Source organism: Streptomyces sp. NPDC005775 (genome assembly GCF_042871565.1).
In the GTDB taxonomy this organism is placed as follows: Bacteria; Actinomycetota; Actinomycetes; order Streptomycetales; family Streptomycetaceae; genus Streptomyces.
Window position 1 is genome coordinate 163,307 of record NZ_JBIAIU010000002.1, and the last position, 13,464, is coordinate 176,770.

The following is a 13,464-nucleotide window of genomic DNA, read 5'->3' on the forward strand; positions in this document are numbered from 1 at the left end:
ATGTGAACGGGGAAGCACGACGAGGAGGGCCCCTCGGCGCGGAAGCACCGAGAGACCCTCGCAGGACAGCAGACGCGGCCGGTCAGCCGGCGTACTGGGCGAACACCTTCGTGTAGTCCCAGGGCTGCTGGGAGACGCCCGAGCAGGTGTCGGCGCCGCCCCCCGTGCACGGACGGTCACGGTTGACCGACCAGAAGGTCAGCCGTGCGAGGTGCCGCTGCTGCGCGTACCCGAGGATGGTGCGGAAGTCCGCGACCGTGACGGTCTCCCCGTTGTCCGTGATGCCGTTCATCGACGAGATGCCGGTGTGCCGGTAGGCCTGGTCGTCCGAGTAGCCGTAGGCGCTCTTGACCGTGCTCTTCAGCCCTTCGGCCGCACTGACGGTGAGGGCGCCCATGTTCTGACCCGCCCCGCCGAAGTTGAACGGCATGATCGTCCAGCTGTCGACGGTCAGTCCGGAGGCGGCGGCCTTGCGGACGAGGCTGTCGTCGGGGCCGTTCTGACCGGTGCCGAAGGTGACGTAGACCTTGAGCCCCGGATTGTTGCCCTTGACCGTCCGCAGCGCGTCGACCGTGCGCTGCTGGACGGTGGCACTGTCGTACGCCGCGGCCTCGATGTCGATGTCGATCGCCTTGAGGCCGTAGGCGTTGATGACCTTCTGGTACGCGGCGGCCAGCTCACCGGCGCTGGAGCACGAGCTCTCGAGCTTGTTGCCGCTCCAGCCGCCGAACGACGGGATCACGTCACCGCCCGCGGCCCGGACGGTGTTCACCGTCTGCTGGTCCACCCCTCCGGTCAGCGGCCGGCCGCCGTCCCACTGCGGGTTGCAGTAGCCGTTGCTGAGGACGAAGGCGAGGGTGAACCACTTGACGCCGGTGGCGTTCATGACGGTGGTCGGGCTGGGCGGGCTGCCCCAGCCGTTGTAGAGGTAAGGGGCGACGGCCATGGCACCGGCGGGCGGCGTCGGGTCTCCCCCACCGCCGGTGGGCGCGGTCCACTTCTGGTTGGCCGCGCCCGTGCAGGTCCAGATCTGGAGCCGGGCGCCGTTGGCCGCACTGTTGCCCGTGACGTCCAGGCACTTGTCCGCCTGCGGATTGACGATGTCGTGCGCCGCAGTGACGGTCCAGCGCTGAGCGGCGGAGCCGTTGCACTCCCACAGCTGGACCGTGGTGCCGTCAGCCGTCCCCGCCGACGTCACGTCCAGGCACTTGCCCAGCGCCTTGATGCTCCCGTCCGAACCGACGTCCCACTGCTGGGCGTTGGTGCCGTTGCAGTCGTAGAGCTGCACCGGGGTGCCGTTGGCGGTGCCCGCGGCGGCGACGTCCACGCACTTGCCGGCGAGCCCCGTGATCGGTCCGGTGGCAGCGGCGGCCCCCAGGGCGGGGGAACCGGTCAGGCCCGCCAGCAGTGCCGCGGCCGCACCGGCACCGAGCAGGCTCCGGAGCGCGGGCATGCGTGCGACAGCCGGGCGCACCCGCATCAACTGTTCACCGTCCACTTCTGGTTGGCCGCGCCCGTGCAGGTCCAGATCTGGAGCCGGGTTCCGTTCGCCGGATTGTTGCCGGCGACGTCCAGACACTTGTTGGCCTGTGGATTGACGATGTCGCGCGCCCCGCTCACGGCCCAGCGCTGGGCAGCCGAGCCGTTGCAGTCCCACAGCTGCACGACAGTGCCGTCCGCGGTTCCGCCGGAGGCCACGTCCAGGCACTTGCCGAGCGCACGGATCGTGCCGTCCGCGTTCACGCTCCACCGCTGGGCGTTGGTGCCGTTGCAGTCGTAGAGCTGCACCGGGGTGCCGTTGGCGGTGGCCGCGGCGGCGACGTCCACGCACTTGCCGGCCAGACCGGAGATCCGGCCCCCCGTCTCCGGCTGGGTGTCACTGGTGGTGACCCGCACGTGGTCGACGACGAGCTGCTGGGGGAAGGTGGTGTTGCCGTCGGGGTCGCCCGGCCAGTAGCCGCCGACCGCGAGGTTGAGGATCAGGAAGAAGGGCTTGTTGAAGGCCCAGGTGTTGCCGCCGGTGTCGGCCGGCGTGCGGTGCTGGTAGACGTTGCCGTCGACGGACCAGGTCACCGAGTTGGGCGCCCAGTCGATGGCGAAGGTGTGGAAGGCGTCGGCGAAGGCCTGCCCGTTCGGAAGGGTGTATCCGGCGCCGATACCGGCGGAGCCGGAGTAGCCGGGGCCGTGCAGGGTGCCGTGGACCGTGGAGGGCTCGAAGCCGACGTTCTCCATGATGTCGATCTCACCGGAGTTGGGCCAGCCGACCTGCCCGATGTCGTCACCGAGCATCCAGAAGGCCGGCCACATGCCCTGCCCGCGCGGGATCTTCATCCGGGCCTCGACGTGCCCGTACGTCTGGGTGAACTTCCCGGAGGTGTTGAGCCGGGCCGAGGTGTACTGGCATGTGCCGTACCAGCACTGGTAGTTGTTCGGGTTCTCCTTGCGCGCGGTGATGACCAGATGGCCCTGGCCGTCCAGCGCGGCGTTGCTGTTGCCCGCCGTGTAGTACTGGCGCTCGTGGTTGTTGACGTTGTCGCCCGTCTCGATCTGCCACTTGCTGCCGTTGACCGCCGAGCCGGCGGCGCCGTCGAACTCGTCGGCGAACGTCGTGGCCGCGGCGGCGGCAGTGGTGTCCGCCATGGGGGCGGCGGACGCGGGGCCACCCCCGCCCGCCAGGGTGGTCGTGACCAGGGCGAGGGTGAGAACCGAGAGTACGGAGTGCAGCAGGCGCCGCGTACGGCGTGGGGAGTCCATGACTCTCCCTTCCGGTGCGTGAGGGGGAGGAAGGGGGCATGTCATGTATATGACAGTCATATACATGACATGAACAGGGCGCGGGCATGTACGGGAGCCGCGCCGACCGGGGCGGGGGGTGACGTGAAGCGGCCCCTACGGGTGGGACGGTGGGGCCGCTTGATTCACGCTTGGTTCACCCTGTGATTTAAGAAGTGAACTAAGCAGGTGTCAAGACCTTGGTACATACCACTGACCGGAGCGGCCGAGATGCGCCTGCGCAGTGCGCGGGCGCCGCCTCGCAAACACCGCCACCCCGATCACCCGAGCCCCGCGCCGGCCGCACGGACCGGCCAGGAGTCGAAGCGACGAGGACGTCACTCGCGCGTGACGTTCGCAGTGAGCAGACGGAGCAACTGCCGGGCGGTCGTGTGCTGCTCGGGGGTCAGACCCATGGCGTCACCGATGGACACCGGGACACCGCGGGCCTTGTCCTGGAGTTCCACTCCGGCCGGGGTCAGATGCAGGGCGACCGAGCGTTCGTCGTCGGTGCGGCGTTCGCGGCGGATCAGGCCGTTCGCTTCGAGGCGCTTGAGCAAGGGGGAGAGCGTGCTGGATTCCAGCTGGAGGGCGGCACCCACCTCGCGCACGGGGACGGAGCCCCTCTCCCAGAGCACCAGCATGACCAAGTACTGCGGATAGGTGAGTCCCAGCACCCCCAGCAACGGCCTGTAGCGCGCGGTGACCGCCCGCGAGGCCGCGTACAGGGCGAAGCACAGCTGGTCGTCGAGCAGGAGCGAGCCCTGCTCCATGGGTTCCTGCACGGCCTCGTCCATGGCCTCGATCCTCACGTCGAGCGATCAGCGGGCGCCATCGTAACAAGCACTCCGCTACGCCGCACCGCTCGATTAAGTTGCGCGCGACTTAATCGAGTCCTACTGTATTTGCGTACCCGCCCAGCAGGCCGGGAACCGAGATACCGGAGGAACCACCATGTCCCAGTCCCCCGTGCGCCCGGTGCTGGAACCGGCAGCCGCCGCGTTCACCGAAGCCACCGCGAACCCCCCGTACCTGTTCGACCTCGTCCCCGCCGAGGGCCGCAAGGCCGTCGACGAGGTCCAGTCCGGCGCGATCAGCAAGCCGGACGTCTCCGAGGAGTGGGTGACCGTCCCCGGCGGCCCCACCGGATCGGTCCGGACCCGCATCGTCCGTCCGGCCGACGCCGACGGGCCCCTGCCGGTCATCATCTACATCCACGGGGCGGGCTGGGTCTTCGGCAACGCGCACACCCATGACCGGCTGGTCCGCGAACTGGCCGTCGGCGCCCGGGCGGCCGTGGTGTTCCCCGAGTACGCGCTCTCGCCCGAGGCGCGTTACCCGGTCGCCATCGAGCAGAACTACACCGTCGCCCGATGGGTCGTCACCGACGGCGCCGCCAAGGACCTGGACGCCACCCGCATCGCCGTGGCCGGTGACTCGGTGGGCGGCAACATGAGTGCCGCGCTGACCCTGATGGCCAAGGAGCGCGGCGACGTGCCCCTCGTCCAGCAGGTCCTCTTCTACCCGGTCACCGACGCCGCGTTCGACACACCGTCCTACCACCAGTTCGCCGAGGGCTACTTCCTGCGCCGGGACGGCATGCAGTGGTTCTGGGACCAGTACACGACCGACGAGAAGGAGCGGGCCGAGATCACCGCCTCCCCGCTGCGGGCCACCACCGAGCAGCTCACCGGCCTGCCGCCGGCCCTGGTCATCACGGGCGAGGCCGACGTCCTGCGCGACGAGGGCGAGGCGTACGCGAACAAGCTCCGCGAGGCCGGCGTCCCCGTCACCGCGGTCCGCTACCAGGGCATCATCCACGACTTCGTGATGCTCAACGCACTGCGCGAGACGCACGCCGCCGAGGCAGCGATCGGTCAGGCGATCACCACCCTGCGCACCGCGCTCGGCACCGTCTGACGTCACCCGTCCGGTCTCTCCCCCTCTCCTCGCGGGAGGAGACCGGACCCGTCGAGGGCCGGCTGCGGATTAAAACCTCCCGGCTGGGGCGTTATGCCCGGTCGGAGCCGATGTGGTCGGTGCCGAACCCGAGGCATAGGGCCCGGCGGAGAACTGGAGGCATGGCTGTGCACGGTGAGTACAAGGTGCCCGGCGGCAAACTGGTCGTGGTGGACCTGGACGTCCGGGGCGGGGCGCTGCGGGACGTACGGGTGGCGGGTGACTTCTTCCTGGAGCCGGACGAGGCGATCCTCGCGATCGACGCGGCGCTGGAGGGTGCTCCGGCCACCACCGACACCGCGGGCCTGGCCGCCCGGATCGACGCGGCCCTGCCCGGGTCGACGGTGATGCTGGGGCTCACGTCGGAGGGCGTGGCCGTCGCCGTACGCCGGGCGCTGGCGCACGCCACGGAGTGGAGCGACTACGACTGGCAGCTCATCCACGACGCCCCGCAGTCCCCCGCGCTCCACATGGCCCTCGACGAGGTCATCACGGCCGAGGTCGCCGCCGGACGGCGCCCGCCGACGCTGCGGGTCTGGGAATGGGACTCCCCCGCGGTGATCATCGGCAGCTTCCAGTCCCTGCGCAACGAGGTCGACCCGGCGGGCGTCGACCGCCACGGCGTCACGGTCGTCCGGCGCGTCTCCGGGGGCGGGGCCATGTTCGCGGAGCCGAGCAGCACCATCACGTACTCGCTCGCGGTGCCCCACTCCCTCGTCTCCGGCCTCTCCTTCGCCGACAGCTACGCGTACCTGGACGACTGGGTGCTCGAGGCGCTGGGCGACATGGGGATCAAGGCCTGGTACCAGCCGCTCAACGACATCGCGACGGAGGTCGGGAAGATCGCGGGGGCGGCCCAGAAGCGCGTGGTGGGGCCGGACGGAGGGCCGGGCGCGGTGCTGCACCACGTGACGATGTCGTACGACATCGATGCCGACAAGATGCTCGACGTCCTGCGCATCGGCAAGGAGAAGATGTCGGACAAGGGCACCAAGAGCGCCAAGAAGCGCGTCGACCCCCTGCGCCGGCAGACCGGGCTCCCCCGTCAGGCCGTCATCGAGCGGATGATCGCGTCGTTCCGCAACCGGCACGGGCTGTCGCAGGGCCATGTGACCCCCGAGGAGCTGGCCAGGGCCGAGGAGCTCGTGCGCACCAAGTTCGGCACGGAGGAATGGACCGCCCGGGTGCCGTAGCGGCGCTGCGCGAGATCACCGCTCCCGCGGGGCGACGAGCCCCGACTCATAGGCGAAGACGACGAGTTGGGCGCGGTCACGGGCCCCGAGCTTCGTCATGGCGCGGCTGATGTGCGTCTTGGCGGTGAACGGGCTGATGACCATGTGCGCGGCGATCTCCTCGTTCGTCAGCCCCCGGGCCGCCAGCGCGCTGACCTCCCGCTCCCGGCGGGTCAGGGTCTCGAAGCCCGGCGCGCTCGTGCGGTCGGGGGGCCGGGCGACGAACTCGCCGATCAGCCGGCGGGTGATGGCGGGTGAGAGCAGGGCGTCGCCGCGGGCCGCGACGCGTACGGCGTGGAGCAGTTCGGCGGGTTCGGTGTCCTTGAGCAGGAAGCCCGCAGCGCCGGCGCGCAGCGCGTCGAAAACGTACTCGTCCAGGCCGTAGTTGGTCAGGATCACCACGTGGACCCCGCACAGCAGCGGGTCGGCGGCGATCGCCCTAGTGGTCTCGATGCCCGTCATCACCGGCATCTGTACGTCGACGAGGGCGATGTCGGGGGTGTGCAGCCGGGCCAGTTCCAGTCCTTCCCTGCCGTCCGCGGCCTCGCCGACCACCTCGATGCCCTCCTCCGCATCGAGCAGCGCCCGGAAGCCGGCCCGCATCAGGGCCTGGTCGTCGACGATGAGGACCCGCAGCGGGGTGTCGACGTCCCCGCTCATCCGGCGGACCCGGCGGTGCGCAGGGGCAGTTCGGCGTGTACGGAGAAGCCGCCGGCCCGGCGCGGTGCGGCGGCCAGGGTGCCGCCCAGGGCCGTGACCCGTTCCCGCATGCCGGTGAGTCCGGTGCCCGCGGTGACGGTGTCGGCCGGGCCGCACGGGCCGTGGTCGTCGACGTGCACGGTCAGCGCGCTCGGCCCGTAGGCGAGCTCGACGGTCGTCGGGGCGCGGTCGGCGTGCCGGGCCACGTTGGTGAGGGCCTCCTGCACGATGCGGTAGGCGGCACGGTCCACTGCCGCGGGCAGCGGCCGCTCGTCGCCGCTGACGGTGACCGCGAGCGGGATGCCCGCGCTGCGGGCCCGTTCGGCGAGTTCACCGATCCGGTCGAGCCCGGTGCCGGGCTCGACCACGTCCGTGCGCAACACCTCCAGTGTGGCGCGCAGTTCACGCATCGCCTCGCCGCTCGCCTCCTGGATGGCGAGCAGCGCGGGCTCCACCTCGGTGCCGCGCTTGCGGGCGAGGTGGACGGCGACGCCCGCCTGGAGCTTGACGATCGAGATGGAGTGGGTGAGCGAATCGTGCAGTTCGCGGGCGATCCGCAGCCGCTCCTCCCCCGCCCGGCGCAGCGCGGCTTCGTCCCGGGTGCGTTCGGCGTCGAGCGCACGTTGCTCGGTCTGGCGCAGATAGGCCTGCCAGTTCTTGTCGATGAGTCCGGTGACACCGGCGCAGAGGAACCAGCCGAGCAGCAGCAGGGTCCGCTCCACGACGCTCTCGGCGGCGGGTGAGGCGGTGAGCAGGACGGTGAAGTAGCCGGCGAGGAAGAGCGCACCGGCGGTGACGCCCCAGACGCGGTGTCCGCTGCGGGCGGCGGCGTGCACGGCGGCCAGCACGGGAAACGCCGCCCAGGTGCCCGGATGCGCGTGGAGCACGTAGCCCGCCATGGCGAGTGTGGTGAGGGCGAGCACCGTGCGGGGTGCGCGTCGGTGCTCGGCCAGTGCCAGCGAGCCGATCGCGACGAGCACCAGGTCGAGCACGCCGGGCGCCGACGCCGCGAGGGCGGCGACGCTGACCGCCGCACCGATCGCCACCGCGAGCACCGCATCCAGCAACCGGGTGCGGCGGCCGGCGTCCCCCGTGTCCCCCGTCATGTGCCGCACTTTAACTTCCGTACGGCGGCGGGGGCATCAGCCCTGAGGACCGGCCGGGCACTACTCCCCGGGCAGTAGTGCCCGGCCGTCTCCGGCCGGACGGGACCGGCCGCGATTGCCTCCGGCGGTACGACGCCCCGGCTCCGGTCCGCGGGCGAGCATCGTCGCCATGACCAAACCTTTCCGCTACACCTCACCCGTACCTCCGAAGTCGGCGACCGGCGTGGTCGCCGACGTGTACGCCCAGATGGCCACGGACTTCGGGATCGAGCGCGCCCCGACCTTCGTCGTCCTGTCCGCTTCCCCGCCGCTCCTCACCGCTGCCTGGGCCCTGCTGCGCGAGTCGCTGCTGGCCGGGCAGGTCTCGCGTACGGACAAGGAGGTGGTGGCGGCCGGGGTGTCGCTCGCCAACCGCTGTCCGTTCTGCGTGGACGCGCACACCGTGCTGCTGCACGCCACCGGCGACCACCGGCTGGCGGAGACGATCGCCCGCGGTGAGCAGCCCGACGATCCGTCCCATCGCCGGCTGCTGGCCTGGGGGAAGGACATGAGCACACCGCAGCCGTTCCCGCCCGGCGCCGCACCCGAACACATCGGGACCGCCCTCTCCTTCCACTTCATCAACCGGATCGTCTCCTCGCTGCTGACCGAGACCATGCTGCCCGGCGGTCTCCAGCGGATCCGTGCCGTGCGCAGTGCGGCCGGCCGGTCCCTTTCCCGGACCGTGCGCCGCGAGTTGGTGACCGGCCTGAGCCTGCCCCTGCTCGACACGGAGGGCGAGGCGCCCGCCTGGGCGGCGGGCACCGCCGTCGGCACCGCGTTCGGCGCCCTGCGCACCGCGGCGGAGCTGGGTGCCGGGCTGCTGAGCGACGAGGACGCGGCGCTCGTACGGGAGTCGGTGGCGACCTGGGACGGAGTCACTCCCCTTCCCCCGCACGGGGCGGATCTGCCGCGCCGGGACGAGCGCCCGGGTGCCCGGCTGGCGCTGCTCGCGGCGCGCGCCCCGTACCGGATCACGGACGAGGACGTCGCCGCCTGGCTGGCGCCGCCGTTCACCGACCACTGCCTGGTCCAGCTGATCGCGTTCGGTGCGATCCGCGCCGTCGCGCGCGTCGAGGCCACGCTCAGTCTGAGCGCACCCACTCCTTAGGGCGCGGCCGGCGGGCGGTGCTCGAACCAGCGGCGGTCGGCCTCCAGTTGGGCGGCCAGCGAGATGAGCCGTTCCTCGCTGCGGGAGGGGCCGAGCAGCTGGGCCCCGACGGGGAGCCCCTCGGGGGTGAAGCCTGCCGGGACGTTGATTCCGGGCCAGCCGAGGACGTTCCACGGCCAGGCGTAGGGGCAGGCCTCGGCGATCGCGACATCGGTGCGCCAGGCGCTCAGCCCGTCGAACCTGCCGATACGGGGAGGCGGCAGGGCGGTCGTCGGGGTGAGCAGTACGTCGAAGCCCGTCCCGGCGCGGCCGCGGGAGGGGTGGAACAGGGCGCCGATCCGCCGGTGTTGGCGTACCTCCCGCTCCCGTGCCGCTCGCACCACCCTGCCCCCGAGGCGGGTTCCGGTGCGCAGGGCGCTGCGGGTGCGAGGGTCCAGGAGGAGCGGTTCGGGGTGCCTGGCGGCGAGTTCGGCGATGCCGGCGGTGGCCCGGGGTACGAAGCCGAGGCCGATCAGCCCGTAGCGGGGCCGGGCCTCCTCCACGTGGTGGCCGAGGCGGGCCAGTGCCTCGGCGAGTTCGGTGACCGCGCGGCGGACGTCGGGGTGCGGGGCCGAACCGGTGAGGGTGAGCGGGGGGCGCCAGGCGAGGGCGATGCGCAGCCGGCCCGGGTCGCGGAGCACGGCGGCCGAGGCATCGACGGGCGGCGGGCGGTGCGGGTCGTCGGGATGGGCTCCCGCGACGGCGTCCAGGAGCAGGGCGGCGTCCGCGACGGTCCTGGCCAGGGGGCCGTTGACCGTGAGCCCCTGGAAGGCGTCGCTGTGGGGGTGCACGGAGATCCGGCCGCGCTGGGGTTTGATGCCGACGAGGTGGGTCCAGGCGGCGGGGATGCGGACGGAGCCGGCGCCGTCGGAGCCGAGCGCGGCGGGCACCAGTCCGGCGGCGACGGCGGCCGCGGAACCGCCGGAGGAGCCGCCCGGGGTGTGGTCGGTGTTCCACGGGTTGCGGGTGACGCCGAACGCCGATCCTTCGGTGAACGGCCACTGGCCCAGTTCGCACGAGTTGGTCTTGCCGACGATGACGGCCCCGGCCGCGCGCAGTCTGCGTACGGACTCGCTGTCGGCGGTCGCGACGGGCAGTTCCCCCGCGCAGCCGAAGTGGGTGGGCAGCCCGGCGACATCGGTGTCGTCCTTGACGGCGACGGGCACCCCGAGCAGCGGCAGCCGCTCCCCCGCGTCGAGCCGGCGGTCGGCTTCGGCGGCCTCGGCGAGTGCGGCGGTCGCGCGCAGGTGCCGGAAGGCGTTGAGGGTCCCCTGGCTCGCCTCGATCCGGGCGAGGGCCTCGGTGACCAGCCGGGTGGCGGTGGTGCGGCCGTCCGCGAGGGCCCGTGCGCTGCCGGCCAGACCGGTCGGGGCCCCGACGTCCGTTCCGGTGGATTCCACTGAGGTCATGGCTGCCCGCCTCCTCGTACCGTCAGGTGCGCGCACCTGTCCGACCGAACGAACTTACTGGAGGGTAACGAGTCGCGGCCGATCCCTCAACCGCTCACCCGGCCGGCGTGGTGCCGCCCCGCGGGGAGCGGCACCACGCCCCGCAGGCAGGACCTACGGCCGGACGGAGATCTCACCGATCCCGGTACCGAGCCCGGCGCAGTGCGCCGTCGACTGGCCGGACTGGCCCGGGTTCAGCGTGACGTGCTCGCCGTCGACGTCCGGCGACCAGCCGCAGACCAGGTGCACCCAGAAGGTCTGCGCCGCGGAGCCGTTGTTCCGGCACAGCGCGTAGCCGGTGTAGTCGTCGACGGCGTGCTTGCCCGTGTCGCAGGAGAGCCCGGGCGGTGTCTTCGCCGGAGCCGCGGCCGAGGCCGCGGTGGCGAGGCCGGTGGACACCGCGAGCGCCGCGGTCAGTCCTGCGACGGCGGCGCCCCGCACGACGGCCCTGGACAGGCTCCCGATGGACTTGTTCATGTTTCCCTCTCGGTCGTGGTGAACGGTCGTGACGGAGACGGTGCCTGGCAACCGTCCCCCCGCCTCCCTAACCGAAAACACCTCAGGACGTCACGCTGCGTACGCACCCTTGGTGTGCTTGGTGTGGCGGAGGTACGCCGGGCGGCTGTCCCTCCCCCGGCGTACGCTCGAATGATCGAACCGGAGACCCGGACAGCCCCGCCACGACCCTTCGAGGAGGCGACGTGACCGGCCCACACCTCGGCACACGCCCCGCCGCATGGACTGCGGCGATCGTTCTCTCCGTCACCGGCAGCGCCCTCGTCGGGGGCGGCACGGCCCATGCGGAGGACATCGACCACCTCACCGCGCAGCAGATCGCCGACCGCTCCCGCGACGCGCTGCTCGGCGCGCAGTCCCTGCACCTGAGTACGAGCGGAGACCTCGGCAGGGGCAGTACCCCCATGTCCCTGGAACTCACCCTGGACCGGCACGGCAACTGCAACGGCTCCGTGGACCTGGGTGACAACCAGGGGTCGGCGCTGATCGTGAAGCGGGGCGACGACGTCTGGATCAAGCCGGACGCGGACTTCTGGAAGAACCAGGTCCCCAACGGCGGTTCCGCCTTCGCCGCGATCGTGGGCGACCGCTACGTGAAGGGGTCGGCCGACGACCCGCGGCTGACCGCCCTGACCAGGACCTGCGATCTCCGCACCTTCCAGAAGCTGGTCAGCGACAACGCGAACGACGACACCGGCACGCTCAACAAGGGCGCGAAGACCACGCTGGGCAAGGCGTCCGTCGTTCCGCTGACCAGGATGCGCGCCGGCACCACGCTGAAGCTGGACGTGGCGGCCACCGGGAAGCCGTATCCGCTGCGCCTCACCATCGAGGGCGACGGCGCGGACGCGGTCGTGGGCTTCTCCGCGTTCGACGAGCCCGTGCCCAGGACCACGCCCTCGCCGGCCGACTCGTTCGACGTCAGCGCGCTGCTGGGCCGGACGACGAGCCCGGTGTGACGCTCTCGCGCCCGGTGAGCACCACGTACAGCACCAGCGAGGAGACCAGGCCGACCGCCCAGCCGTAGTCGGCGAGGGGCTTCAGGAACGGGATGAGACCGTCCGCCGGGAACGGTCCCTTTCCGGGCTCCGAGTGCGAGCCGCCGATTGCCAGGACACCGCCGACGGCGAAGGCGGCGACGGCCCGCCGGTTCCAGCCGTTCGTGTACCAGTAGCGGCCACCGGGCCGGTAGAGGTCGGCGAGGTCCAGCACGGTGCGCCGGACGATCCAGTAGTCGGCGATCAGGATGCCCGCCACCGTACCGAGCAGCCCGCCGACGAGTCCGAGCCAGGTGAAGATGTACAGCTCGGGCGTCTCGGTGAGCTTCCACGGCATGATCACGACGCCTACGACGCCCGTGATCAGTGCTCCCCTGCGGAAGTTGATGAACTTCGGCGCGAGGTTCGCCAGGTCGTACGCGGGTGAGACCACGTTCGCCGCGATGTTCACGGAGATGGTCGCCACCAGTACCGTCACGAGCGCGTAGAGCAGACCGAAGACGTTGTCGGTGCGGGCGACCAGTTGCACCGGGTCCCAGACCGCTTCGCCGTACACGGCCTGCGAGCCGGAGGTCACCAGGACGGAGAGCAGCGCGAAGAGCGTCATCGTCGTGGGAAGGCCGAGCGACTGGCCGCGGATCTGGGCGCGTTGGCCCGCGCCGAAGCGGGTGAAGTCGGGGATGTTCAGGGAGAGCGTGGCCCAGAAGGCGATCATGCCCATCAGGGACGGGAAGAAGACCGGCCAGAACTCCTTGCCCCAGCCCAGCTTCGAGGGCTGGTCGAGCAGCGGGCCGAGGCCGCCCGCCTTGACGGCGACCCAGACCAGCAGCACCAGTGCGCCGACGATGACGAAGGGGGCCGCCCAGTTCTCGAAGCGGCGCAGGGTGTCCATCCCCCGGTAGATGATGGCGAGTTCGAGCGCCCAGAAGAGTGCGAAACAGAGCCAGAGCGTCCACGGCTGCCCGCCGATCGTGTCCGCCTCCGCCCAGCCGCCGAAGATCTTCCCGAGCAGGGTGAAGATGCCGACGCCGCCGATCCAGGTCTGGATGCCGAACCAGGCACACGCCACGGCGGCCCGGATCAGGGCCGGCAGGTTGGCTCCGCGCAGCCCGAACGAGGCGCGTGCCAGCACCGGAAAGGGGATGCCGTACTTGGGTCCGGCGTGGCCGGTGAGCAGCATGGGCCCGAGGACGATCAGGTTGGCGAGCGCGATGGTGAAGACCGCCTGCTTCCAGTCCATACCGAGGGCGACGAGGCCGGAGGCGAGGAGCCAGGACGGGATGTTGTGGGCCATGCCGACCCACAGGGCGGCGAAGTTGTACGTGGTCCAGTCGCGCCGCTCCAGCGGGACGGGCAACAGATCCGCGTTGACGAACCGGCTGTCTTCGGGGACGGCGCCGGCGGGGAGTTCGACGCGGTCCGGCGCCGTGGGTATCCGGTCCTGGGGTGGTGGCGGTGGGGCGTTCGATGTCATGGCGGCTGGACCCTTCGCTCGGGAACGGTGCCGTGCGGGGCGGGGCGCGGGGGGTTGCGTACGACCGGAGG

Annotated in this window: 12 protein-coding genes; 4 read left to right on the forward strand and 8 right to left on the reverse strand. The window is 71.6% G+C overall.

Features of this window, described 5'->3' with window-relative positions:
• Window positions 1-82: 82 nt before the first annotated feature.
• The 3 genes from ACFYPA_RS04435 to ACFYPA_RS04445 all read right to left on the reverse strand — a co-directional run bounded on the left by ACFYPA_RS04435 (window position 83) and on the right by ACFYPA_RS04445 (window position 3,569).
• The gene (locus ACFYPA_RS04435) at window positions 83-1,453 is read right to left on the reverse strand and encodes a ricin-type beta-trefoil lectin domain protein (protein WP_359084020.1); all 1,371 of its coding nucleotides are present in this window, start codon (window positions 1,451-1,453) and stop codon (window positions 83-85) included.
• Window positions 1,454-1,479: 26 nt separating this feature from the next.
• Entirely contained in the window at window positions 1,480-2,754 is a 1,275-nt protein-coding gene (locus ACFYPA_RS04440; protein WP_359084018.1) for a lectin, read from the reverse strand.
• 356 nt (window positions 2,755-3,110) lie between these two features.
• Window positions 3,111-3,569 carry a MarR family transcriptional regulator gene (locus tag ACFYPA_RS04445; RefSeq protein ID WP_359084016.1) on the reverse strand — a complete coding sequence of 153 codons (459 nt, stop codon included), beginning with the start codon at window positions 3,567-3,569 and terminating at the stop codon, window positions 3,111-3,113.
• Window positions 3,570-3,726: 157 nt separating this feature from the next.
• Here ACFYPA_RS04445 and ACFYPA_RS04450 point away from each other — a divergent pair, with 157 nt between their 5' ends.
• Together ACFYPA_RS04450 and ACFYPA_RS04455 are read left to right on the forward strand one after the other, a co-directional pair.
• Window positions 3,727-4,692, forward strand: coding sequence for an alpha/beta hydrolase (locus ACFYPA_RS04450; protein ID WP_359084015.1), 966 nt, complete (start codon window positions 3,727-3,729; stop codon window positions 4,690-4,692).
• 167 nt (window positions 4,693-4,859) lie between these two features.
• Window positions 4,860-5,924, forward strand: coding sequence for a biotin/lipoate A/B protein ligase family protein (locus ACFYPA_RS04455; RefSeq protein ID WP_359084044.1), 1,065 nt, complete (start codon window positions 4,860-4,862; stop codon window positions 5,922-5,924).
• 15 nt (window positions 5,925-5,939) lie between these two features.
• Here ACFYPA_RS04455 and ACFYPA_RS04460 read toward each other — a convergent pair whose 3' ends face one another.
• Both ACFYPA_RS04460 and ACFYPA_RS04465 read right to left on the reverse strand, forming a co-directional pair.
• Complete coding sequence (locus tag ACFYPA_RS04460) at window positions 5,940-6,623, reverse strand: response regulator transcription factor (protein WP_359354856.1); 684 nt, start codon at window positions 6,621-6,623, stop codon at window positions 5,940-5,942.
• On the reverse strand, window positions 6,620-7,768 hold the full coding sequence (locus ACFYPA_RS04465) for a sensor histidine kinase (RefSeq protein WP_389129419.1): 1,149 nt from the start codon (window positions 7,766-7,768) through the stop codon (window positions 6,620-6,622). The genes ACFYPA_RS04460 and ACFYPA_RS04465 overlap by 4 nt, the downstream gene beginning before the upstream one ends.
• A gap of 169 nt (window positions 7,769-7,937) precedes the next feature.
• Between ACFYPA_RS04465 and ACFYPA_RS04470 the strand changes: the two genes are divergently transcribed.
• A complete protein-coding gene (locus tag ACFYPA_RS04470) occupies window positions 7,938-8,918 on the forward strand; it encodes a carboxymuconolactone decarboxylase family protein (RefSeq protein ID WP_389129422.1) in 981 nt (326 codons plus the stop codon).
• Here ACFYPA_RS04470 and ACFYPA_RS04475 read toward each other — a convergent pair.
• Window positions 8,915-10,366 (reverse strand): amidase, encoded by a 1,452-nt coding sequence (locus ACFYPA_RS04475; protein WP_389129425.1) that lies wholly within the window; start codon window positions 10,364-10,366, stop codon window positions 8,915-8,917. The genes ACFYPA_RS04470 and ACFYPA_RS04475 overlap by 4 nt on opposite strands.
• A gap of 153 nt (window positions 10,367-10,519) precedes the next feature.
• Entirely contained in the window at window positions 10,520-10,882 is a 363-nt protein-coding gene (locus ACFYPA_RS04480; RefSeq protein ID WP_359084010.1) for a hypothetical protein, read from the reverse strand.
• A 224-nt stretch (window positions 10,883-11,106) separates the two neighbouring features.
• On the opposite strand from ACFYPA_RS04480, the gene ACFYPA_RS04485 reads away from it, so the two are divergent.
• Window positions 11,107-11,880: a hypothetical protein gene (locus ACFYPA_RS04485; protein ID WP_359084009.1), complete on the forward strand. Its 774-nt coding sequence runs from the start codon at window positions 11,107-11,109 to the stop codon at window positions 11,878-11,880.
• On the opposite strand, the gene ACFYPA_RS04490 is transcribed toward ACFYPA_RS04485, so the two are convergent.
• On the reverse strand, window positions 11,843-13,393 hold the full coding sequence (locus ACFYPA_RS04490; RefSeq protein WP_389129430.1) for an NCS1 family nucleobase:cation symporter-1: 1,551 nt from the start codon (window positions 13,391-13,393) through the stop codon (window positions 11,843-11,845). The genes ACFYPA_RS04485 and ACFYPA_RS04490 overlap by 38 nt on opposite strands.
• Between the last annotated feature and the right edge of the window lie 71 nt (window positions 13,394-13,464).

What these genes read in the sequence shown, in the direction of transcription:
- ACFYPA_RS04435 (WP_359084020.1), bottom strand. Translation starts at nt 1,453, where the DNA reads ATGCCCGCGCTCCGGAGCCTGCTCGGTGCCGGTGCGGCCGCGGCACTG.
- ACFYPA_RS04440 (WP_359084018.1), bottom strand. Translation starts at nt 2,754, where the DNA reads ATGGACTCCCCACGCCGTACGCGGCGCCTGCTGCACTCCGTACTCTCG.
- ACFYPA_RS04445 (WP_359084016.1), bottom strand. Translation starts at nt 3,569, where the DNA reads ATGGACGAGGCCGTGCAGGAACCCATGGAGCAGGGCTCGCTCCTGCTC.
- ACFYPA_RS04450 (WP_359084015.1), top strand. Translation starts at nt 3,727, where the DNA reads ATGTCCCAGTCCCCCGTGCGCCCGGTGCTGGAACCGGCAGCCGCCGCG.
- ACFYPA_RS04460 (WP_359354856.1), bottom strand. Translation starts at nt 6,623, where the DNA reads ATGAGCGGGGACGTCGACACCCCGCTGCGGGTCCTCATCGTCGACGAC.
- ACFYPA_RS04465 (WP_389129419.1), bottom strand. Translation starts at nt 7,768, where the DNA reads ATGACGGGGGACACGGGGGACGCCGGCCGCCGCACCCGGTTGCTGGAT.
- ACFYPA_RS04470 (WP_389129422.1), top strand. Translation starts at nt 7,938, where the DNA reads ATGACCAAACCTTTCCGCTACACCTCACCCGTACCTCCGAAGTCGGCG.
- ACFYPA_RS04475 (WP_389129425.1), bottom strand. Translation starts at nt 10,366, where the DNA reads ATGACCTCAGTGGAATCCACCGGAACGGACGTCGGGGCCCCGACCGGT.
- ACFYPA_RS04480 (WP_359084010.1), bottom strand. Translation starts at nt 10,882, where the DNA reads ATGAACAAGTCCATCGGGAGCCTGTCCAGGGCCGTCGTGCGGGGCGCC.
- ACFYPA_RS04490 (WP_389129430.1), bottom strand. Translation starts at nt 13,393, where the DNA reads ATGACATCGAACGCCCCACCGCCACCACCCCAGGACCGGATACCCACG.